This window comes from Agrobacterium pusense (assembly GCF_900102105.1).
In the GTDB taxonomy this organism is placed as follows: Bacteria; Pseudomonadota; Alphaproteobacteria; order Rhizobiales; family Rhizobiaceae; genus Agrobacterium; species Agrobacterium pusense.
On record NZ_FNBB01000010.1, the window covers coordinates 153,097 to 171,102 of the forward strand.

The 18,006-nt window shown below is 59.8% G+C and carries 21 protein-coding genes; 13 read left to right on the forward strand and 8 right to left on the reverse strand.

What is annotated here, in order from left to right; translation table 11 throughout:
* Positions 1 to 160: 160 nt before the first annotated feature.
* The 5 genes from ccmA to BLU28_RS20345 all read left to right on the forward strand — a co-directional run bounded on the left by ccmA (position 161) and on the right by BLU28_RS20345 (position 3,279).
* Positions 161 to 802, forward strand: a complete 642-nt coding sequence (ccmA, locus tag BLU28_RS20320) for a heme ABC exporter ATP-binding protein CcmA (RefSeq protein ID WP_006698261.1) — start codon at positions 161 to 163, stop codon at positions 800 to 802.
* A 202-nt stretch (positions 803 to 1,004) separates the two neighbouring features.
* Positions 1,005 to 1,664, forward strand: coding sequence for a heme exporter protein CcmB (gene ccmB / locus BLU28_RS20330; protein WP_004443913.1), 660 nt, complete (start codon positions 1,005 to 1,007; stop codon positions 1,662 to 1,664).
* A 74-nt stretch (positions 1,665 to 1,738) separates the two neighbouring features.
* Positions 1,739 to 2,500 (forward strand): heme ABC transporter permease, encoded by a 762-nt coding sequence (locus BLU28_RS20335; RefSeq protein WP_006698262.1) that lies wholly within the window; start codon positions 1,739 to 1,741, stop codon positions 2,498 to 2,500.
* A 3-nt stretch (positions 2,501 to 2,503) separates the two neighbouring features.
* Positions 2,504 to 2,677 (forward strand): heme exporter protein CcmD, encoded by a 174-nt coding sequence (gene ccmD / locus BLU28_RS20340; protein ID WP_004443917.1) that lies wholly within the window; start codon positions 2,504 to 2,506, stop codon positions 2,675 to 2,677.
* Positions 2,674 to 3,279 (forward strand): DsbE family thiol:disulfide interchange protein, encoded by a 606-nt coding sequence (locus tag BLU28_RS20345; RefSeq protein WP_022556965.1) that lies wholly within the window; start codon positions 2,674 to 2,676, stop codon positions 3,277 to 3,279. Before ccmD ends, BLU28_RS20345 begins: the two co-directional genes overlap by 4 nt.
* A gap of 14 nt (positions 3,280 to 3,293) precedes the next feature.
* Here the strand turns inward: BLU28_RS20345 and BLU28_RS20350 are convergent, their stop codons facing one another.
* From BLU28_RS20350 to BLU28_RS20380, 7 genes are all read right to left on the reverse strand, one after another.
* Positions 3,294 to 4,475, reverse strand: coding sequence for a GGDEF domain-containing protein (locus BLU28_RS20350; protein ID WP_034500065.1), 1,182 nt, complete (start codon positions 4,473 to 4,475; stop codon positions 3,294 to 3,296).
* A 122-nt stretch (positions 4,476 to 4,597) separates the two neighbouring features.
* Positions 4,598 to 5,194 carry a DUF2585 domain-containing protein gene (locus BLU28_RS20355; protein ID WP_035207953.1) on the reverse strand — a complete coding sequence of 199 codons (597 nt, stop codon included), beginning with the start codon at positions 5,192 to 5,194 and terminating at the stop codon, positions 4,598 to 4,600.
* Entirely contained in the window at positions 5,191 to 5,841 is a 651-nt protein-coding gene (locus tag BLU28_RS20360; protein WP_004443928.1) for a septation protein A, read from the reverse strand. Before BLU28_RS20360 ends, BLU28_RS20355 begins: the two co-directional genes overlap by 4 nt.
* 2 nt (positions 5,842 to 5,843) lie before the next feature.
* Positions 5,844 to 7,280, reverse strand: a complete 1,437-nt coding sequence (gene ftsY / locus BLU28_RS20365) for a signal recognition particle-docking protein FtsY (protein WP_077986995.1) — start codon at positions 7,278 to 7,280, stop codon at positions 5,844 to 5,846.
* 32 nt (positions 7,281 to 7,312) lie between these two features.
* Positions 7,313 to 8,587 carry a tRNA (N(6)-L-threonylcarbamoyladenosine(37)-C(2))-methylthiotransferase MtaB gene (gene mtaB / locus BLU28_RS20370; RefSeq protein WP_077986994.1) on the reverse strand — a complete coding sequence of 425 codons (1,275 nt, stop codon included), beginning with the start codon at positions 8,585 to 8,587 and terminating at the stop codon, positions 7,313 to 7,315.
* Complete coding sequence (gene dapF, locus BLU28_RS20375; RefSeq protein WP_077986993.1) at positions 8,584 to 9,483, reverse strand: diaminopimelate epimerase; 900 nt, start codon at positions 9,481 to 9,483, stop codon at positions 8,584 to 8,586. Before dapF ends, mtaB begins: the two co-directional genes overlap by 4 nt.
* A 110-nt stretch (positions 9,484 to 9,593) precedes the next feature.
* Positions 9,594 to 10,664 (reverse strand): MBL fold metallo-hydrolase, encoded by a 1,071-nt coding sequence (locus BLU28_RS20380; protein ID WP_077987044.1) that lies wholly within the window; start codon positions 10,662 to 10,664, stop codon positions 9,594 to 9,596.
* Positions 10,665 to 10,989: 325 nt separating this feature from the next.
* Here BLU28_RS20380 and ffh point away from each other — a divergent pair, with 325 nt between their 5' ends.
* The 5 genes from ffh (at position 10,990) to trmD (ending at position 14,690) form a co-directional block, all read left to right on the forward strand.
* Positions 10,990 to 12,561, forward strand: coding sequence for a signal recognition particle protein (ffh, locus tag BLU28_RS20385; RefSeq protein ID WP_077986992.1), 1,572 nt, complete (start codon positions 10,990 to 10,992; stop codon positions 12,559 to 12,561).
* Positions 12,562 to 12,572: 11 nt separating this feature from the next.
* On the forward strand, positions 12,573 to 12,890 hold the full coding sequence (locus tag BLU28_RS20390) for a chorismate mutase (RefSeq protein WP_003505091.1): 318 nt from the start codon (positions 12,573 to 12,575) through the stop codon (positions 12,888 to 12,890).
* 33 nt (positions 12,891 to 12,923) lie between these two features.
* Entirely contained in the window at positions 12,924 to 13,301 is a 378-nt protein-coding gene (rpsP, locus tag BLU28_RS20395) for a 30S ribosomal protein S16 (protein ID WP_004443943.1), read from the forward strand.
* Positions 13,302 to 13,421: 120 nt separating this feature from the next.
* Positions 13,422 to 13,988, forward strand: a complete 567-nt coding sequence (gene rimM, locus BLU28_RS20400) for a ribosome maturation factor RimM (RefSeq protein WP_077986991.1) — start codon at positions 13,422 to 13,424, stop codon at positions 13,986 to 13,988.
* Positions 13,989 to 13,991: 3 nt separating this feature from the next.
* Positions 13,992 to 14,690, forward strand: a complete 699-nt coding sequence (trmD, locus tag BLU28_RS20405; protein ID WP_077986990.1) for a tRNA (guanosine(37)-N1)-methyltransferase TrmD — start codon at positions 13,992 to 13,994, stop codon at positions 14,688 to 14,690.
* Here trmD and BLU28_RS20410 read toward each other — a convergent pair.
* Positions 14,672 to 15,418, reverse strand: a complete 747-nt coding sequence (locus BLU28_RS20410) for a sulfite exporter TauE/SafE family protein (protein ID WP_077986989.1) — start codon at positions 15,416 to 15,418, stop codon at positions 14,672 to 14,674. The genes trmD and BLU28_RS20410 overlap by 19 nt on opposite strands.
* Before the next feature lie 265 nt (positions 15,419 to 15,683).
* Here BLU28_RS20410 and rplS point away from each other — a divergent pair, with 265 nt between their 5' ends.
* From rplS to BLU28_RS20425, 3 genes are all read left to right on the forward strand, one after another.
* Positions 15,684 to 16,223, forward strand: a complete 540-nt coding sequence (gene rplS / locus BLU28_RS20415) for a 50S ribosomal protein L19 (RefSeq protein WP_003505101.1) — start codon at positions 15,684 to 15,686, stop codon at positions 16,221 to 16,223.
* Between the two features lie 123 nt (positions 16,224 to 16,346).
* The gene (locus BLU28_RS20420; protein ID WP_077986988.1) at positions 16,347 to 17,144 is read left to right on the forward strand and encodes a transporter substrate-binding domain-containing protein; all 798 of its coding nucleotides are present in this window, start codon (positions 16,347 to 16,349) and stop codon (positions 17,142 to 17,144) included.
* Positions 17,141 to 17,974, forward strand: coding sequence for an amino acid ABC transporter permease (locus tag BLU28_RS20425; RefSeq protein WP_077986987.1), 834 nt, complete (start codon positions 17,141 to 17,143; stop codon positions 17,972 to 17,974). Before BLU28_RS20420 ends, BLU28_RS20425 begins: the two co-directional genes overlap by 4 nt.
* The last annotated feature ends 32 nt before the right edge of the window (positions 17,975 to 18,006 follow it).

Sequence of the window (18,006 nt, forward strand, 5' to 3'; positions counted from 1 at the left end):
TGCTCCTCGCAATCGTCAAGTCCGGCGCAAGATGATGTTCACGCCGGCCGCTGGCGTGTTGACACCCATATAGATAATTTCAGACAAACGTGCCAGACCATTCCACGACGCTAATCGATTTTTTTATGATCGAACGGCAAATTTTAATCGGAACCGCAGCATGCATCTGACGGCGGAAAATCTTGGCGTGCGACGCGGCGAAGATTTCATATTCATGAACATTTCCTTCAAGTTAAGCGACGGTGAGGCGCTGGTGCTGACCGGGCGTAACGGCTCGGGAAAATCGACGCTGCTGCGCACGGTGGCCGGTCTGTTGCGACCCGAGCGGGGGCAAGTGAAGATAGCCGGCGAAGGAATAGAAGCCGAGATGCGCCCTTCGGAAGCGTGCCATTATCTCGGCCATCGCAATGCGATGAAGACGGAACTGACAGTTTCCGAGAACCTGCGCTTCTGGAAGGATTTCCTTGGAGACTTTCATGGCGCGGCGGGCGTAGCGATTGACGAAGCGGCCGAGAGTGTCGGCCTTGCCGGCATTACCCACCTGCCTTTCGGTTACCTGTCCGCCGGTCAACAGCGCCGCTTCGCGATGGCAAAGCTCCTTGTCGCATGGCGGCCGGTATGGATTCTCGATGAACCGACTGCGGCGCTCGACAGGGCGGCAGACGACATGTTTACCGACCTTGTGAAAGGTCATCTTGCAAAAGGCGGGATCGTGCTGGCGGCAACCCATCAGCCTTTGGGGCTGGAGAAGGCGCAGGAGTTACAAATGACCGGGTTCGCGGGCGTGGAGGCTTGGGCGTGATGGCGATGTGCACGCGGCTTACCCCCCTCTGCCCTGCCGGGCATCTCCCCCTCAAGGGGGGAGATCGGCAAGAGGGGCTACAGCCACTCGATTCTCGAGCATTGAGTTGGACGAGACCTAACCGCGAGTCGATCTCCCCCCTTGAGGTGGAGATGTCCGGCAGGACAGAGGGGGGTAAACTACACCCACCGAGGTCGCCCCAATGACCGCTCTCTTCCTCCGCGATCTCAAGCTCTCCATCCGCGCCGGCGGCGGCGCGCTGATCGGCGTCCTGTTCTTCATGACAGTGGTTGCCGTCATCCCTTTCGGCGTTGGACCCGATCTCAACCTGCTTGCTCGTATCGGCCCGGCCATTGTCTGGATCGGCGCACTTCTGTCCGCCCTTCTCGGCCTCGACCGGTTGTTCCAGGCCGAACGCGACGACGGCTCCCTCGATCTCATCCTGATGCAGGAAACGCCGCTGGTGCTGACCGTCTTCGTCAAATGCCTGGCGCACTGGGTATCAACGGGCCTGCCCCTGGTGCTGGCATCGCCCCTTCTCGGCCTGTTCATGAACATGGACGAGGTGGCAATCGGCGCGGTGATGCTCACCCTTCTCGTCGGCTCTCCCGCCATCACCTTCATCGGCGCGGTAGGGGCGGCGGTTGCCGTTGCCCTGCCACGCGGCGGCCTTCTGGTCTCCATCCTCGTCCTGCCGCTCGCCATTCCGGTGCTGATCTTCGGTGTCAGCGCTTCCTACGCGGCAGTGCAGGACCCGGCGCCTTTCCTGCCACCCTTTCTCATTCTCTGCGCGATCACGTTATTTTCAGCCGTGACCGGCCCTTTCTTCGCCGCTTTGGCACTGCGCAATGTTATGGATTGAGGAAACCGCAACGCACGATACCCTGTTGACAGGGATCAATTGCGGGGCGGCCATTCTCGGGTTACACAAACGGCATGAACGAGCAGACTTTCTCCATCACCAAGTTCAGCGATCTCGCCAATCCCACGCGGTTTCTGGCGCTGGCGGCACGCATCCTGCCATGGCTCGCCGGTTTGACCGCGCTGGTGCTGGCGGCCGGCCTCTACATGTCCTTCACCTCGGAAGGAGATTACCAGCAGGGTTACACGGTGCGCATCATGTATGTGCACGTTCCGTCCGCCTGGCTGGCCATGATGTGTTATTCGGTCATGGCAATATCCGCTATCGGCACCCTCGTCTGGCGCCATCCGCTAGCCGATGTCAGCCATAAGGCCGCAGCCCCCATCGGTGCAGCCTTCACGCTCATCGCACTTATCACCGGTTCGCTCTGGGGCAAACCCATGTGGGGAACCTGGTGGGTGTGGGATGCGCGGTTGACCTCCGTTTTCGTGCTTTTCCTGATGTATCTCGGGCTCATCGCACTCAACCGCGCCATGGACGATCCATCCAGAGCCGCCCGCGTCAGCGCGGTGCTGATCCTCGTCGGGTTCGTGAATATTCCGATCATCAAGTTTTCGGTCGAGTGGTGGAATACGTTGCACCAGCCGGCAAGCGTCATCCGGATGGGCGGCTCCGCCATCGACGCGGAGTTTCTCTGGCCGCTTCTGACCATGGCGATCGGTTTCACGTTGCTGTTCTTCACCCTGCATATCGCCGCCATGCGCAATGAAATCTGGCGCCGCCGCGTGGCCGCGCAACGCCGGCTTGCCGCTCGCATGGCGAACCGGGAGGGTTGAGGGATGACACACGCCTTTTATATCGGCATGTCCTATGCGGCGACCGGCCTTGTCGTTCTCTGTCTCATCGCCTGGGTCGTCGTTGACGGCCAGGCACGCAAGCGGGAACTGAAGGAACTCGAAGCATCCGGCGTGCGCCGCAGGGCAAGAGCCGGTTCCGCTGGTGACGGCAAATGACGCAGACTAACCAGAATGACACATCAAAATCCAGGTCGTCTGGCCGCGCACGTTACGCGCTGGCGCTTCTTCCCTTGCTGCTGTTCGGCGGCTTTGCCCTCGTTGCCGGCAAGATGCTATATGATCAGGATGTCAACGGACTGGATGTCAGCGCCATACCGTCAGCGCTGATCGGCACCAGGGCGCCGACCCTGTCGCTGCCGCCGCTGGAAGGTTCGAACCTGCCGGCACTGACGGATGCCGCCATCAAGGGCAAGCTGACGCTGGTCAATGTCTTCGCTTCCTGGTGCATTCCCTGCCGGCAGGAACATCCGCTGTTGCAGGAACTGGCGAAAGACGACCGCATCACTGTCGTCGGCATCAATTACAAGGACAAGCCGGACAATGCCCTGCGCTTCCTCGGCGAGCTCGGCAACCCCTTTGCTGCCATAGGTATCGATCCCAGCGGCAAGGCGGCGATTGACTGGGGTGTGTATGGCATTCCCGAAAGTTACCTGGTCGGCGCGGACGGCACGATCCTTTACAAAAAGGTCGGCCCCTTCGATGCCCGCAGCGTCGAGCGCGACCTGCGACCGGCCATTGCGGCCGCAGCCGGGAAATAACCGCTCGTAAGGCATCACGCCTTGTTAACGACCCTCAGAGGCGGGCCTTCCGCCGGCAGACGCATGCCTTCCAGCACCACCTGATCGCGACCGCCGCGTTTTGCGGCATAAAGACTGTCATCAGCACGCTTGATGGCGTCGTGAATGGAATGATCGCCCCTCGCGACCGCCGAAACACCGAAGCTCGCCGTGATCTGACTGGTCACACCCCGGTTGCGCCAATCCAGTGACGACAGGCCTGTCCGCATGCCATTGGCAAGCTGGCTGGCCGCAGCAGCCGTCTGACCGGGCAGGAACACCACGAATTCCTCGCCGCCGAAACGCGCTACCAGCGCATCCTCGGGTGCATTTTTTGTGAGAAGATCGGAAAGGCCGATGAGGACGATATCTCCCGCCGCATGGCCGTAGACATCATTGATACGCTTGAAATGGTCTATGTCGCAGGCAATCACCGCGCCATCAGGCGTATCATTGCGAAAGTCGGGCACACGCCGGTCGAAGCCACGGCGGTTCAGCACGTCCGTCAGGGGGTCATGCTCCGCCGCGTGCTGATGCCGGTCCACGGTGACGGAAATCTGGCTCGCGAGCACCGAAAGCGCGAGCAGGAAGCCAAAAATACTCGCAGCAAGCTGCATGTAGAAAGCATAATCCGACTCGAAGAACTCGCTGAGCTCGATCATCGAGCCTCCCGGCGTCATCACCAGCAGCAAGCCGATGCGCACCAGCGTCTCCACCACCACGAGACAGGCAATTCCCACCATCAGCCTGTCGGCAAGCGCAGCCGGGCGCTTTCGCACGAGCCAGACCGGGATCGCGAGCAAAAGGGCGCAAACGAGATCGCCGATGACGAGTTCGCGTTTCAGATCGGGGGTGATGAAAACATGGAAAGAGACCAGCAACACCGCAACCACGACGATCGACAGCCGCGCCTTGGTATAGAGCGGCCGCCCGAAATGGGTGAGCAACGCGTGGCCATAGAGGAAGAAGGCGGAAAAGAACAACAGATTCGAAAGGATCGCCTGAACTTCAAAAGGCAGCCCGCCAAGCACCAGCGGTGTTGCAAAAGCAAAGGCCGCCGAAAGATATCCGATACCCCAGTAGCGGGCGGAAGCCTGCCCGGTCCTCTGCAGGAACAGAAACACCACGCCGAATGTCAGCATGATAAAGGGAAGAAGATAGGCGAAATTGTCTTGCAATGGGTTCTGCCGGAGGGAGAGACGAGCCTTTGAACCCGGATGTTACCGCAATGCCCTTAAGAAAGCCTGCATATATCGCGCGATTCCAGGGCCGTTCGGACTGCAATGTCGGCGAACACCGTTCACATTTGCGGGAGCGCGTTCTGCCATTCCTTTATGGCTTCAACAGGCCAGACAAGCATGACGACGTTGAGCGTCAGGTTGTCGCGGATCAGCCAGCCGGTGAATATCTCGAAGAAGATGGCGGCCACCACGGTTAGCCACACCGGCGCACGGCCGGCGAAGAAGAAACCCAACGCCATGAAAACCGTGTCCATCGCCGAGTTCAGGATACTGTCGCCCGTGTACCCCAGCGCCATCGTCGCGGTTCGGTAGCGATCGATGATGATGGGCGAGTTTTCAAGAATTTCCCACGCGGCCTCTACCAGCACCGCAAGGGAAAGCCGCATGGAAAGCGGCTTGTTGCGGAACAGCAGCCACGCAAACCAGTAGAACAGGAAGCCGTGGATGATATGTGACGGGGTGTACCAGTCAGCGATGTGCTGGGAGTTGCCCGGTGTATTCACGCCAGGCTCGAACAGCTTCACATAACCGCATTCACAAATCGGAATGCGGCCCATGGCGTAGAGAATGATGATCTGCAGGAGAAGCAGCCCGGCGGCCACGCCGAACCATTTAAGCGAACGCGAACGGGAAGCCGGCATCTCCGCAACTGTCATTTTTCGTCCTTGCCAAGCGGCTCGACAGAATGGCGCATCACAAGCGGCATCTGCGCCATGGTGAAGATGATGGTGATCGGCATGGTGCCCCAGACCTTGAAGGCCACCCAGGTGTCTGTGGAGAACATGCGCCAGACAACCTCGTTCAGCACCGCCAGAAAGAGGAAAAAGATGCCCCAGCGCAGCGTCAGCTTGCGCCAGCCCTCATCCGTAAGCTTGAAGGCGGAATTGAAGACGTAACCGAGCAGCGACTGCCCGAAGAACAGGCCGCCCAGCAGAATAACGCCGAACAGCGTGTTGACGATGGTCGGCTTCATCTTGATGAAAGTGTCGTTCTGCAACCACAACGTCAGAGCGCCGAACACGAAGACCACGATGCCTGAAATCAGCGGCATGATCGGCAGCTTGCGCGTCAGCACCCAGGAAACGGAGAGCGCAATCGCCGTCGCGATCATGAACAGGCCGGTGGCGATGAAGATCGGGCCACCGAACTCTGTCAGAACCGGAAAAGTGGTGGCAAGCCATTCGCCGCGGGAATTGGCGAAAAAGAAGACAACGAGCGGGCCAAGCTCAAGCACGAATTTCAGGAGCGGGCTGATTTCCGCCACCATCTTTTCGCTTTCCTTGGAATTGCTTTCAATATCCATACTCAAACTCCCGCAATGGCCTTGGCGAAATCTTCCGCCTCGAAGGGCTCCAGATCGTCAACACCTTCACCCACGCCGATGAAATAGACCGGCAGCTTGTGTTTTGCAGCGATGGCGACGAGGATACCGCCCCGCGCCGTGCCATCCAATTTTGTCATAATCAGGCCCGAAACGCCCGCAACATTGCGGAATATTTCCACCTGGTTCATGGCGTTCTGGCCCGTCGTTGCGTCCAGAGTCTGTAACACGGTGTGCGGCGCATCCGGATCGAGCTTGCCGAGCACGCGCACGATCTTTTCCAGTTCCGCCATCAGTTCCGTCTTGTTCTGCAAACGGCCCGCCGTATCGATGATGAGCACATCGCTTTTTTGCGCCCGAGCCTGCTCATAGGCATCGTAAGCGAGACCCGAGGCATCTGCCCCAAGCTTGGTGCCGATAAAGTCCGAGCCGGTGCGGTCGGCCCATATCTTCAACTGCTCGATCGCTGCCGCGCGGAAAGTATCGCCGGCCGCCAGCATCACCTTGAGGCCCGAGCCAGAAAGCTTGGCGGCGAGCTTGCCGATGGTCGTCGTCTTGCCCGTACCGTTGACGCCGACCACGAGAATGACATGCGGCTTGTGCGAGAGATCGAGTTCCAAAGGTCTGGCAACAGGCTTTAGCACCTTGGTGATTTCACCAGCCATAATGCGCGCCACATCTTCACCGCTCACATCCTTACCGTAGCGTTCGGATGACAACGCGCCGGTGATGCGCATGGCGGTCTCGACACCAAGATCGGACTGGATGAGAAGATCTTCCAGCTCGTCGAGCGTATCTTCATCCAGCTTGCGTTTGGTGAAAAGCGCCGAAATCTGTGTGGTTAGCTGCGAAGACGTGCGGGCAAGCCCGGCCCGCAGGCGCTGAAACCATGTCAGTTTCACCTCAGGTGCGGCAGGCGCAGGCTCCTGCCGTTCGCTGGCGGACGAAAAACCCTTTGGCAGGGCTGGTGGAACCGCAATGGGTTCAGGCGCGGTCGCGGCTTCCGCCTCGTCAAGCAGCGCATCCATCGCATCGGCATCAAGCACGACGTCGGCAGCCTCCGGAGTCGGCTCTACCTGCTCCTCGGCAGCCGCTTCCGCCTGTAGCAACGACAATGGCACCAGGCCCATATCGCCGGAAAGCTCGGCACCGGGAAGAAGCGGCGCGTCCTCGTCTTCATTCTCGCCGGAGGAGGCTAGATCTTCCGCCTCGTCGGGGGCCGGGCCGCCGGCCGTCTCCATCTCCAGTTCGGAAACAGGATCCCTGTCGACAGCATCATGCGCTTCGGCGTCGTTCAGCGCCGCTTCGAAAGAGGCGTTTTCATTGCCGCACTCAAGCGCAGCATTCTCTTGTGGCCGCTCTTCCGTTTCGGCCTTGTCCTTGCCGAACGAAAAGACTTTTTTGATGAAGCCGAGGGCCATGGTTGTTCCCGTGTCTCTTTTCTTGCGCTGCCTCAGGCCGCATCTGCCGCCAGAAGCCTCATATTCAGATGTTTGCCGTTGTGGCCGGTAATCGCAACCCGCGCAAGGGTGCGCGGGGCAAGATCAGGTGCCGCCACCAGCGTGAAATTGCCCGTATGGGCAAAACCGTTGTTTTCGACGAGGAGAGTCTGCACCGATCCGACCATGTTTTGCAGATGCGCCACTTTGAGAACTTCGCCGCGATCACGCAGCCTCGCTGCCCGCTCCTTCACAAGCGCGCGGTCGAGCTGCGGCATGCGTGCGGCTGGCGTGCCGGCACGCGGGCTGTAGGGAAAGACATGCAGGCTGGAAATCCCGCATTCTTCCGCAAGCGTCGCGGCATTTTCGAACATCTCCTCCGTCTCGGTCGGAAAACCGGCGATCATATCCGCGCCGAAGGCCACATCAGGCCTGAGCGCCCGCACCTCCTGACAGAAGCGGATAGCATCGGCACGTGAATGACGGCGTTTCATGCGTTTCAAAATCATGTCGTCGCCATGCTGGAGGGACAGGTGCAGATGCGGCATGAAACGCGGCTCACCGGCAATCAGATCCATCAGATGGTGGTCGGCCTCGATACTGTCGATGGAAGAAAGGCGCAGGCGCAGGATGTCGGGCACCTGCTTCAGCAATGTCTTGGCAAGATAACCAAGAGAAGGCTCGCCCGGCAGATCGGCGCCGTAACTGGTCGCATCCACGCCGGTCAGCACGATCTCGCAATAACCGCTCTCCGTCAGCCTGCGCGCCTGATCCACCACCGCACCCATCGGCACGGAGCGCGAATTGCCGCGCCCATAGGGAATGATGCAGAAGGTGCAGCGATGATCACAGCCGTTCTGCACCTGAATGAAGGCGCGCACATGCCCGTCTATGTGCTTGACCATCTGCGGCGCAGTCGCCTTGATGCTCATGATATCGTTGACGCGCAGTTTTTCTTCCGCCGAAACGCCAAAATCCGGCAGCGCGCGATAAGAGGCGCTTTTCAGCTTTTCCTCATTGCCCAATACCGCGTCTACCTCGGGCATCTCGGCAAAGGTCTGCTTCTCGGTCTGGGCGGCACAGCCCGTCACGATGATGCGCGCATGTGGGTTGTCGCGCCGGGCGCGGCGGATCGCCTGGCGAGCCTGTCGCACCGCCTCCCCGGTCACCGCGCAGGTATTGACCAGCACGGCATTGTTAAGCCCGGCCTTTTCGGCCTCCGCCCGCATCACTTCCGATTCATAGGTGTTGAGACGACAGCCGAAGGTTATGACCTCGACCCCGCTCATACAGCCCCCCGCTCGACAGCATCCCGCGCCCACAAGCCGGTCATGGGATCGACGGAGCCCGACCATTCCCATTCGGCCGGGCCGGTCATGATGACGTGGTTATCTTCACGCCAGTCGATGGTCAGCGGCACGCGGATCGGGCTTGAGGCGACATCGATGCTGACCTTGCGGCCGGTGCGGCCGGTGCGGGCAGCGGAAACAGCTGAAGCACAGGCGGCCGAACCGCAGGCAAGCGTTAGCCCGGCGCCGCGCTCCCAGGTGCGGGTGCGAAGCGCGCTGTCTGAAATCACCTGCGCCAGCGTGATATTGGCCTTTTCCGGAAACACCGGATGGTTTTCTAGCAACGGGCCAAAGCGTTGGAGATCGAACTCCATCGGATCACGATCAACCCAGAATACGGCGTGCGGGTTGCCCATCGACATGACGGCAGGCGAATGCAGGATCGGCGCATCGATGGGTCCGATCTGCAACTCGATGCGGCTGGTATCGTGGAACTCTTCCGAAAGCGGAATGTCGCTCCAGCGGAAACGCGGCAGGCCCATATCGACCGATATCATGCCGTCTTCATGCTCGACGGCATTCAGGATACCCGCCACTGTCTGGAAGGTGAAGCTGGTCTTGCCGGTTTCGGACGACAGTGCCTGCACCACGCAACGCGTGCCGTTGCCGCAGGCCTGCGCCTTCGTGCCATCGCAGTTGAGGATGTCAATATAGGCATCCGTTCCCGCGATACGCGGATCGTGGATGGCCATGATCTGGTCGAACTGGGTGGCAGGATCGGCATTGAGGGCAATTGCGGCCTCTGGCGTGACCATATCCTTTCGGCCGCGCATATCGACAACCAGGATCTTGTTGCCAAGCCCGTTCATCTTCGCAAATTCGACCGTGTTCGCCATCGCTTTAAACCTGAAAACCGCTTTTCATACGGGATTTTCCCGTGCTTTCGCCCTATATGGCGGAAACACCGGCAAATTACCAGACTGTTGCGTCGCAAACGGGGCGGCTGTCAGGCGGAAGGCACGTCGAAAATCTCTCCGGGGCGCATCGGCCGGAAACGGCTCTCCTCCACCCCGTGTTCGGTCAGCGCTGCCTTGAGGGCCACAAGCGGCGCATCCACCGCCTCATCGGTGAGCTGTACCGTACCCCAATGGTGGCCGCAGACATGCGCCGCACCGCAAAGCTTCATGCCTTCCACGGCTTCCGCCGGGTTCTGGTGCTGGCCCTTCATGAACCAGCGCGGTTCATAGGCGCCGAAGGGCAGGTTGGCGAGACGAAACTCGCCATGCTTCTTGCGCGCGGCATGGTAATTGAGGCCCTCGTGAAAGCCGGTATCGCCAATATGGTAAATTTTCCCACCCGGCGTTTCGATGACAAACGCCGCCCAGAGTGCCATGCGCCGGTCGTTCAGACCACGCGCCGACCAATGATGGCACGGCTCGAAGTGAATTTTCACCGTACCGGCATCGATCACATCCCCCCAGTCGCCCACCTCGATGCGCGCCGCCTGAACGCCGGTACGGATGATGGCATCATTGCCGAGCGGCGTGATGAAAAGCGGCTTGTGCGCCACATGCAGGCGCTTCAGCGTCTCCATATCCAGGTGGTCATAATGATTATGCGTTACCAGCACCAGATCGATGGGCGGCAGATCCTCGAAACGGATACCGGGCGGATTGACGCGCTTTGGCCCGGCGAAGCTGAAGGGACTGGTGCACTCAGACCACACGGGATCGACGAGAATATTCAGGCCCGCTGTTTGGATAAGAAAGGAAGCATGGCCGATGAAGGTGACACGCATTTCTCCACCCTCGACCCGGCTGTCCGGTTTCGCAAACGGAAACGGGCTCGCATAGCTTTCCGGCCACTTGGCGCGTTCACCATTGAAGCGCCATTTCAGCAGACCCATGAAGTTGCTGGGTGGCGTACCACCGGGATTGAAAAAGCGTATCCCGTCGAAATGATCGGAGATGGGGCCGCTATAATAGGCGCTGGCGCTTGAACGACGGGCATAAAGGCCGCCGCCCGCCAGAGCGAGCAGGCCAACAGCGGAAAAACGGAAAAATTTTCGACGGTTCATGACAAATGTATAGGGAGCAGAATGGCGCCGTTCAAGCGCCGCCTCTGACGGCCGACGACTGATCACGCAAAGATGAAATGCAGGCATTGTCGGACGGAAACCAACGCTGCCTTGACTTTTCCGGCACTTTCCTGTTTATCCCGCCCATCAGCTGGCAGTTTCACGACTCCAAGCCGCCGACCGGGACCCGAAAAGGTATAAAGAGATCCCGGAGGTCAACACCCGACAGCGCGATGCGCCCTCGGGTGCTTTTTGGCTTTGCGTCTTGTTTTTGCCAGCGAAAGCACCGACGTTTCGGAAACCCGGAACGAAGAAGGAAGAAACGATGTTTGAAAACCTCCAGGACCGCCTTGGTTCCATTCTGAATGGACTGACCGGCCGTGGCGCGCTGACGGAAGCCGATGTTGCCGCCGCCCTGCGCGAGGTTCGCCGTGCGCTGCTGGAAGCGGACGTGGCGTTGGAAGTCGTGCGTTCCTTCACCGACAAGGTGCGTGAAAAGGCCGTCGGCGCGGCCGTTCTGAAATCCATCAAGCCCGGCCAGATGGTCGTCAAGATCGTCCATGACGAGCTTGTCGAAATGCTCGGCACCGAAGGCGTCTCGATCGACCTTCATGCGGCCGCCCCCGTCGTCATCATGATGGTAGGTCTGCAGGGCTCGGGTAAAACCACAACCACCGGCAAGATCGCCAAGCGCCTGACCGACCGCGACAAGAAGAAGGTGCTGATGGCATCTCTCGACACGCGTCGTCCGGCCGCGCAGGAGCAGCTTCGCCAGCTCGGCGTCCAGACCGGCGTCGACACGCTGCCGATCATTGCCGGCCAGTCGCCGACGGATATTGCCGCACGTGCCGTGCAGGCCGCAAAGCTCGGCGGCCACGACGTCGTCATTCTCGATACCGCCGGCCGCACACACATCGACGAACCCTTGATGCTGGAAATGGCCGACATCAAGAAGAAGTCCAACCCGCATGAAATCCTGCTGGTCGCGGATTCTCTGACCGGTCAGGACGCCGTCAATCTGGCGCGAAATTTCGATGAGCGTGTCGGTATCACCGGCCTTGTTCTCACCCGCATGGACGGTGACGGCCGCGGCGGTGCGGCCCTCTCCATGCGCGCCGTCACCGGCAAGCCGATCAAGCTGATCGGTATCGGCGAGCGCATGAACGAACTCGACGAGTTCCACCCGCGCCGTATCGCCGACCGTATTCTCGGCATGGGCGACATCGTCTCGCTGGTCGAAAAGGCCGCCGAAAACATCGATGCGGAAAAAGCCCGCGCCATGGCCGAGAAGATGGCCAAGGGCAAGTTCGACCTCAACGATCTGGCCGACCAGCTTGCCCAGATGAAGAAGATGGGCGGCATGGGCGGCATCATGGGGCTGATGCCCGGCATGGCCGGCATGAAGGACAAGATGGCTTCAGCCGGCATGAACGACAAGATGTTCGATCGCCAGATTGCCATCATCTCCTCCATGACCAAGGCGGAGCGCGCCAATCCGGATATTCTGAAACACAGCCGCAAGAAGCGCATCGCCGCCGGTTCCGGCACCGATGCCGCCGAAATCAACAAGCTCTTGAAGATGCATCGCGGCATGGCCGACATGATGAAAGCCATGGGCGGCAAGGGCAAAGGCGGCATCATGAAGCAGATGATGGGCGGCCTTGCCGGCAAGATGGGTCTCGGTGGCATGATGGGCGGCGGCATGCCTGATTTGTCCAACATCGATCCGAAGCAGCTTGAAGCGCTCCAGAAGCAGGCGGAAGCCGCCGGCCTCGGCAAGCCGGGTGGAATGCCCGGCCTTGGCGGTCTGCCGGGCGGATTGCCGGGCCTCGGAGGCACAAAGCTGCCGGGTCTTGGCGGCATGCCGGGCCTTCCCGGCTTTCCGAAAAAGAAGTGAGGGGGACGCCAATGAACAATACAGAGGTGAAAGCCCAGCTTTCCGAATACCGCCAGTCGATCGACAACATCGATGCCGCACTGGTTCACATTCTTGCCGAGCGTTTCCGCTGTACCAAGGCGGTGGGCGTGCTGAAGGCAAAATACAATTTGCCGCCGGCAGACCCGGCGCGCGAGGAATACCAGATCGAACGCCTTCGCCACCTGGCAAAGGACGCCAATCTGGACCCGGATTTCGCCGAGAAGTTCCTGAACTTCATCATCAAGGAAGTCATCCGGCATCATGAAGCAATCGCCGCCGAACATGGCGGCACAGAAAAGACCGCCTGAAAGGCGGACAAGCCATCCTAAGGAGTAAATGACATGGCACTGAAAATTCGTCTCGCACGCGGTGGTTCCAAGAAGCGCCCGTATTACCAGATCGTTGTTGCTGACGCCCGTTCGCCCCGCGACGGCCGCTTCCTCGAGAAGGTCGGTTCCTGGAACCCGATGCTTGCCAAGGACAACCCGCAGCGCGTTGAGCTGAAGGCTGACCTCATCAAGGAATGGATCGCCAAGGGCGCACAGCCGACCGACCGCGTTCTGCGCTTCCTCGCAGAAGCCGGCCTTGCCGAGCGCGCCGCTCGCAGCAACCCGGAAAAGGCAAAGCCGGGCAAGCGCGCTCTGGAACGCGTTGCTGAAAAGAAGCAGAAGGCTGAAGATGCAGCCGCTGCCGCTGCGGAAGCCTCTGCTGCAGAATAATCTGCACGGAAACTTTTGAGGAACGGGTGGCGTGGATTTCCACGCCGCCCGTTTTTTGTTTATTTTGGCGTCAACAGACCTTAAAGCTGACGCAACCAATACCAGAAGACGGACGGCCCGATGGCAAAGCTGGAAAACCCGATACTCATGGCAAAAATCGGTGGCGCGCAGGGTCTGCGTGGCGAAGTCCGTGTCAGCACATATACCGATGACCCGCTGGCGCTCGGCGATTACGGCAATCTGGTCAGCGCCGATGGCCGCATTTTTGAAATTCTGGAAATTCGCGAGGGCAAGAACGTTGTCGTTGTGCGCTTCAGGGGCGTCAACGACCGCAATGCAGCCGAAAGCCTGAATGGGCTCGAACTCTTCATCGAACGCGACAATCTGCCCGACGACGAGCTTGATGACGACGAATTCTATTATGCCGATCTCGAAGGGCTGGAGGCGGTTGATGCCGAAGGCAAGAGTTATGGCGCCGTCAGTGCGGTCTATGATTTCGGCGCGGGAGATCTGCTGGAGCTGAAGGGTGCGGGCCGTCGCCCGGCCCTCATTCCCTTTTCAGAGGCGGCGGTGCTGGAGATCGACCTCGAAGCCGGACGCATTCTTATCGATCCGATGGCCGCCGGCCTGATCGACAATCCCGACGACAAGGACGAAACCGGCGTACCGCCGTTCGGCAAGAAATAACCGATGACCTTCAAGGCTACCGTTCTGACGCTTTACCCGGAAATGTTTCCGGGACACCTCGGATATTCGCTGGCCGGCAAGGCGCTGGAGCGGGGACAATGGTCGCTGGACGCCGTGCAGATCCGCGAATTCGCCACCGACAGGCACAGAAGCGTCGATGACACGCCCGCAGGCGGCGGCGCTGGCATGGTGCTGAAACCCGATGTCCTGGCCGCGGCCATCGACCACGTTTCCGATAGTGACATGCGCCCGCGCCTGCTGATGAGCCCGCGCGGCAAGCCTTTGTCCCAGAACCGTGTGCGCGAACTTGCGGCGGGTGACGGCGCAATCATCGTCTGCGGCCGTTTTGAAGGCGTCGACCAGCGGGTGATCGAGGCGCGCGCGCTGGAGGAGGTGTCGATCGGCGATTACATCCTCTCCGGCGGTGAGCCGGCGGCGCTGACGCTGCTGGACGCCGTCGTCCGCATCCTGCCGGGCGTCATGGGCAATGACCTTTCCGGCGTGCATGAAAGCTTCGAGGGCGGGCTGCTGGAACATCCTCATTATACCCGCCCGCAGGTCTGGGAAGGCCGCGATATCCCCGCCGTTCTCACCTCCGGCAATCACGCCGTCATCGACAAATGGCGTCATGAACAGGCGCTGAAGCTGACGAAGGAAAGGCGGCCCGACCTTCTTGAGAAGCCTCAGGTCGAGACGAAATAATAAGCCGTCAGCACCAGCCCGACCGCAATCACCAGCCAGCGAATGACCCACTGCGGCACCCGCCGCGCCGTGTGCACGCCCGCATAGCCGCCAAGCGCTGCCGCGGGAAACATGATGAGCGCCGCCCACCAGGAGACAACACCGCCGCTGACGAAGATCGTAATCGCGATGACCGCAATCACCACCGACAGCAGGTTCTTCAAAGCGTTCAGATGATGATAGCTTCCGCCCGAGGTTATTCCGAGGATGGCAAGCATCATGATGCCCATTCCTGCGCCGAAAAAGCCGCCATAGATGGAGGCAAGCCCCTGGAAGACGAGGCTCGGCAGATTGCCGGGAGAGCGCTCGGCGCTTGCCTTCGGCCTGAGCCAAGGGCCGGCGGCAAAAACGGCGGTGGCGGCGAGAAGCAGCCATGGAACCAGCTGACGAAAGGAGGGGTTGTCGAGCGACAGAAGCAGGAGCGATCCACCCAGCCCACCGACGACGGAAACAGCCGACAGAAGGATCGCCTCGCGCCAATGGGCGCGTATCTCCGGCCCATAGGCGATGACGGACGTGACGTAGCCCGGAAACTGCACGATCGCCGACGTGGCGTTTGCGACAATCGGCGGCAGGCCGGCCAGCGTCATCGCACCGAAGGTCAGGAATGTGCCGCCGCCGGCAATCGCATTGACGACACCTGACAGAAAGCCGGTTGCAAACAGCATGAGAACGATGAATATGGACATGGCCCCTCCCAAGGTTTTCATGCCATATCCGGCCGAAAGCCGCTTCGCAACTGTCAGAGCGCGGTGAAGAATTGATAAAAATTGTCATGAAGGGATGACAAACGGTGCATCCTCGTGTATGTGCCCGCGTGGAATTGGGGTTTACCCCTTTAACCGCAAGCAAAGAATGGCGAACCCGCTCCTGCCGCAAGGCATGGCCTGAAGGCATCGACCGACAGGCAACCGTTGAGCGCTCTGGCTGTTTCAGAAGAAATCAGAGGTTAACATGACCAATATCATTCAGCAGCTGGAAGCCGAACAGGCTGCCAAGATCGAAGCAAAGCGCACCCTGCCTGAGTTTTCTCCGGGCGACACGCTGCGCGTCAACGTGCGCGTTACCGAAGGTAACCGTACCCGCGTTCAGGCTTATGAAGGCGTTTGCATCGCCCGTTCCGGCGGCGGCCTTTCCGAAAGCTTCACCGTTCGCAAGATCTCCTACGGCGAAGGCGTCGAGCGCGTATTCCCGATCTACTCGCCGCTGGTCGAAGGCGTTGAAATCGTTCGCCGCGGTAAGGTTCGTCGTGCGAAGCTCTACTATCTGCGCGACCGTCGCGGCAAGGCTGCCCGTATCGTTGAAAACACCGGTACGCGCGCCCGTAAGCTGAACGAGTCCGAGCGCCAGGCAGCTGCCGAAGAAAAGGCACGTCTGGAAGCTGAAAAGGTAGCAGCAGCACAGGCTCTCGCCGCCGAAAAGGCAGCAGCCGAAGCTGCTGAAGCCAAGGCAGCAGAAGAAGCAGCAAAGGCTGCAGAAACCGCAGCAGAATAAGATTTCCAGTTTACTGGATTTACGGAAAAGGCGGTCTTGGGACCGCCTTTTTTGTTGCGCTCACATGTCTTGCTCTCGCTCCGGCAAGCGTGCAATTTGAGAAAAATCGCTCCGGAGCCTTTCATGATCGCCAGACGCCCGTTTCTCGCCGCCCTCGCCGTATTGGCCATGACGCCTGCACTCGCCGGCGCCGTCGATCTGCCGGATCTTGAGGGACGCACCGTCGTCGTGGTCACGGAAAATGCCTATCCGCCGCTGCAATTCGTTGACCCGAAAAGCGGAAAAGCCATCGGATGGGAATATGATGCGATGGAAGAGATCGCCAGACGGCTGAATTTCAAGGTCGAATATCAGAATATTTCCTGGGACGCGATGATCCAGTCAGTTTCTGCGGGGCAATACGACATCGGGATGACCGGAATCAGCATCAAGGACGACCGCAGGGAAAAAGTGGATTTCTCCGTCCCTTATATGCGTTCGGAAATGTTCATGCTGGTGCGGGCAGACGAAAACCGCTTTACCGACGCAAAGAGTTTCGCCGCCTTCGATAAAGGTCTCGTTGGCGCACAGGCCGGCACCACGCCCTTCTACACGGCCGTTTACGATGTTCTGGATGGCAACGAGCAAAATCCGCGCCTTCGCCTGATGGAAACCTTCGGCGCCAGCGTTCAGGCGTTGAAAACAGGCGATGTCGACCTCGTGCTCACCGATGGTGTTGCCGGCAAGGGTTATGTCGATGCGTCAAACGGCACGCTCAAACTGATCGGTGGTCCGCTTGGCGGCGATGACTTCGGTTTCATCTTCAAAAAAGGTTCCGATCTCGTTGTCCCTGTCAATGCCGCGATCGCGGCGCTGAAGGCGGACGGCACCTTCGCCGCACTCGATAAGAAGTGGTTCCTCGACTACAAGCTTGGCGAATGACGCTGCACGACGCCACAACAAAGCGGAACACGCAGAGCAGCACGAGCGAGGATTTTCCCTGGTGGCTGGTAGCGATCCTCGTGATCGGCATTGCCCTTGCCGCGATGATCGCTGTCAATGGCATTTACACGCAGGTGTTCAGCACCGTGGCAAAAGGTGTCGGCATCACGGTTTCCGTCACGCTCACGGCCTTTGTGCTGGCAACATTGCTCGGCCTTTGCATCGCCCTCGTCGGAATGGCTGATAATATCGTGGCACGGCAAGTGGCGCGGTTTTACATCGAAGTGGTTCGCGGCATACCGATCATCGTTCTGCTTTTCTACATCGCTTTTGCGGGAACGCCAGGCCTGGTGGCGCTCTATAACGGGCTGACTGCTCCGCTTGTCTCACAGGGATGGGTGGAGCCTTTGCTTGTGCGGGACGTATCATTGATCTGGCGGGCGATCATCGCACTGACCATCGGTTATGCGGCTTTCATTGCAGAGATTTTCCGCGCCGGCATACAGGCCGTTCCGGAGGGGCAGATCGAGGCAGCAAAGGCCCTCGGTTTCAGCCGCTATCAGCGCTTCAGGCTGATCACTCTGCCACAGGCGACCCGGACGATCTTTCCGCCGCTGTCGAACGATTTCGTGTCGATGGTGAAGGACAGCTCACTTGTTTCGGTGCTCGGCGTCACCGACATCACCCAAATGGGAAAAGTCTATGCCGCCGGTTCTTTCCGGTTTTCCGAGACCTATTCGATCGTCGCCTATATCTACCTGATCCTGACCATAGGCCTGTCACTGATATTGCGGCGGATTGAAAAGGCGATGCGCTCGAAACAAGGATGAGGGGACAGCCGGAAGCAATCCGGCCATCCCTC

What these genes read in the sequence shown, in the direction of transcription:
- ccmA (WP_006698261.1), top strand. Translation starts at nt 161, where the DNA reads ATGCATCTGACGGCGGAAAATCTTGGCGTGCGACGCGGCGAAGATTTC.
- ccmB (WP_004443913.1), top strand. Translation starts at nt 1,005, where the DNA reads ATGACCGCTCTCTTCCTCCGCGATCTCAAGCTCTCCATCCGCGCCGGC.
- BLU28_RS20335 (WP_006698262.1), top strand. Translation starts at nt 1,739, where the DNA reads ATGAACGAGCAGACTTTCTCCATCACCAAGTTCAGCGATCTCGCCAAT.
- ccmD (WP_004443917.1), top strand. Translation starts at nt 2,504, where the DNA reads ATGACACACGCCTTTTATATCGGCATGTCCTATGCGGCGACCGGCCTT.
- BLU28_RS20345 (WP_022556965.1), top strand. Translation starts at nt 2,674, where the DNA reads ATGACGCAGACTAACCAGAATGACACATCAAAATCCAGGTCGTCTGGC.
- BLU28_RS20355 (WP_035207953.1), bottom strand. Translation starts at nt 5,194, where the DNA reads ATGACAGTTGCGGAGATGCCGGCTTCCCGTTCGCGTTCGCTTAAATGG.
- BLU28_RS20360 (WP_004443928.1), bottom strand. Translation starts at nt 5,841, where the DNA reads ATGGATATTGAAAGCAATTCCAAGGAAAGCGAAAAGATGGTGGCGGAA.
- ftsY (WP_077986995.1), bottom strand. Translation starts at nt 7,280, where the DNA reads ATGGCCCTCGGCTTCATCAAAAAAGTCTTTTCGTTCGGCAAGGACAAG.
- mtaB (WP_077986994.1), bottom strand. Translation starts at nt 8,587, where the DNA reads ATGAGCGGGGTCGAGGTCATAACCTTCGGCTGTCGTCTCAACACCTAT.
- dapF (WP_077986993.1), bottom strand. Translation starts at nt 9,483, where the DNA reads ATGGCGAACACGGTCGAATTTGCGAAGATGAACGGGCTTGGCAACAAG.
- BLU28_RS20380 (WP_077987044.1), bottom strand. Translation starts at nt 10,664, where the DNA reads ATGAACCGTCGAAAATTTTTCCGTTTTTCCGCTGTTGGCCTGCTCGCT.
- ffh (WP_077986992.1), top strand. Translation starts at nt 10,990, where the DNA reads ATGTTTGAAAACCTCCAGGACCGCCTTGGTTCCATTCTGAATGGACTG.
- BLU28_RS20390 (WP_003505091.1), top strand. Translation starts at nt 12,573, where the DNA reads ATGAACAATACAGAGGTGAAAGCCCAGCTTTCCGAATACCGCCAGTCG.
- rpsP (WP_004443943.1), top strand. Translation starts at nt 12,924, where the DNA reads ATGGCACTGAAAATTCGTCTCGCACGCGGTGGTTCCAAGAAGCGCCCG.
- rimM (WP_077986991.1), top strand. Translation starts at nt 13,422, where the DNA reads ATGGCAAAGCTGGAAAACCCGATACTCATGGCAAAAATCGGTGGCGCG.
- trmD (WP_077986990.1), top strand. Translation starts at nt 13,992, where the DNA reads ATGACCTTCAAGGCTACCGTTCTGACGCTTTACCCGGAAATGTTTCCG.
- BLU28_RS20410 (WP_077986989.1), bottom strand. Translation starts at nt 15,418, where the DNA reads ATGTCCATATTCATCGTTCTCATGCTGTTTGCAACCGGCTTTCTGTCA.
- rplS (WP_003505101.1), top strand. Translation starts at nt 15,684, where the DNA reads ATGACCAATATCATTCAGCAGCTGGAAGCCGAACAGGCTGCCAAGATC.
- BLU28_RS20420 (WP_077986988.1), top strand. Translation starts at nt 16,347, where the DNA reads ATGATCGCCAGACGCCCGTTTCTCGCCGCCCTCGCCGTATTGGCCATG.
- BLU28_RS20425 (WP_077986987.1), top strand. Translation starts at nt 17,141, where the DNA reads ATGACGCTGCACGACGCCACAACAAAGCGGAACACGCAGAGCAGCACG.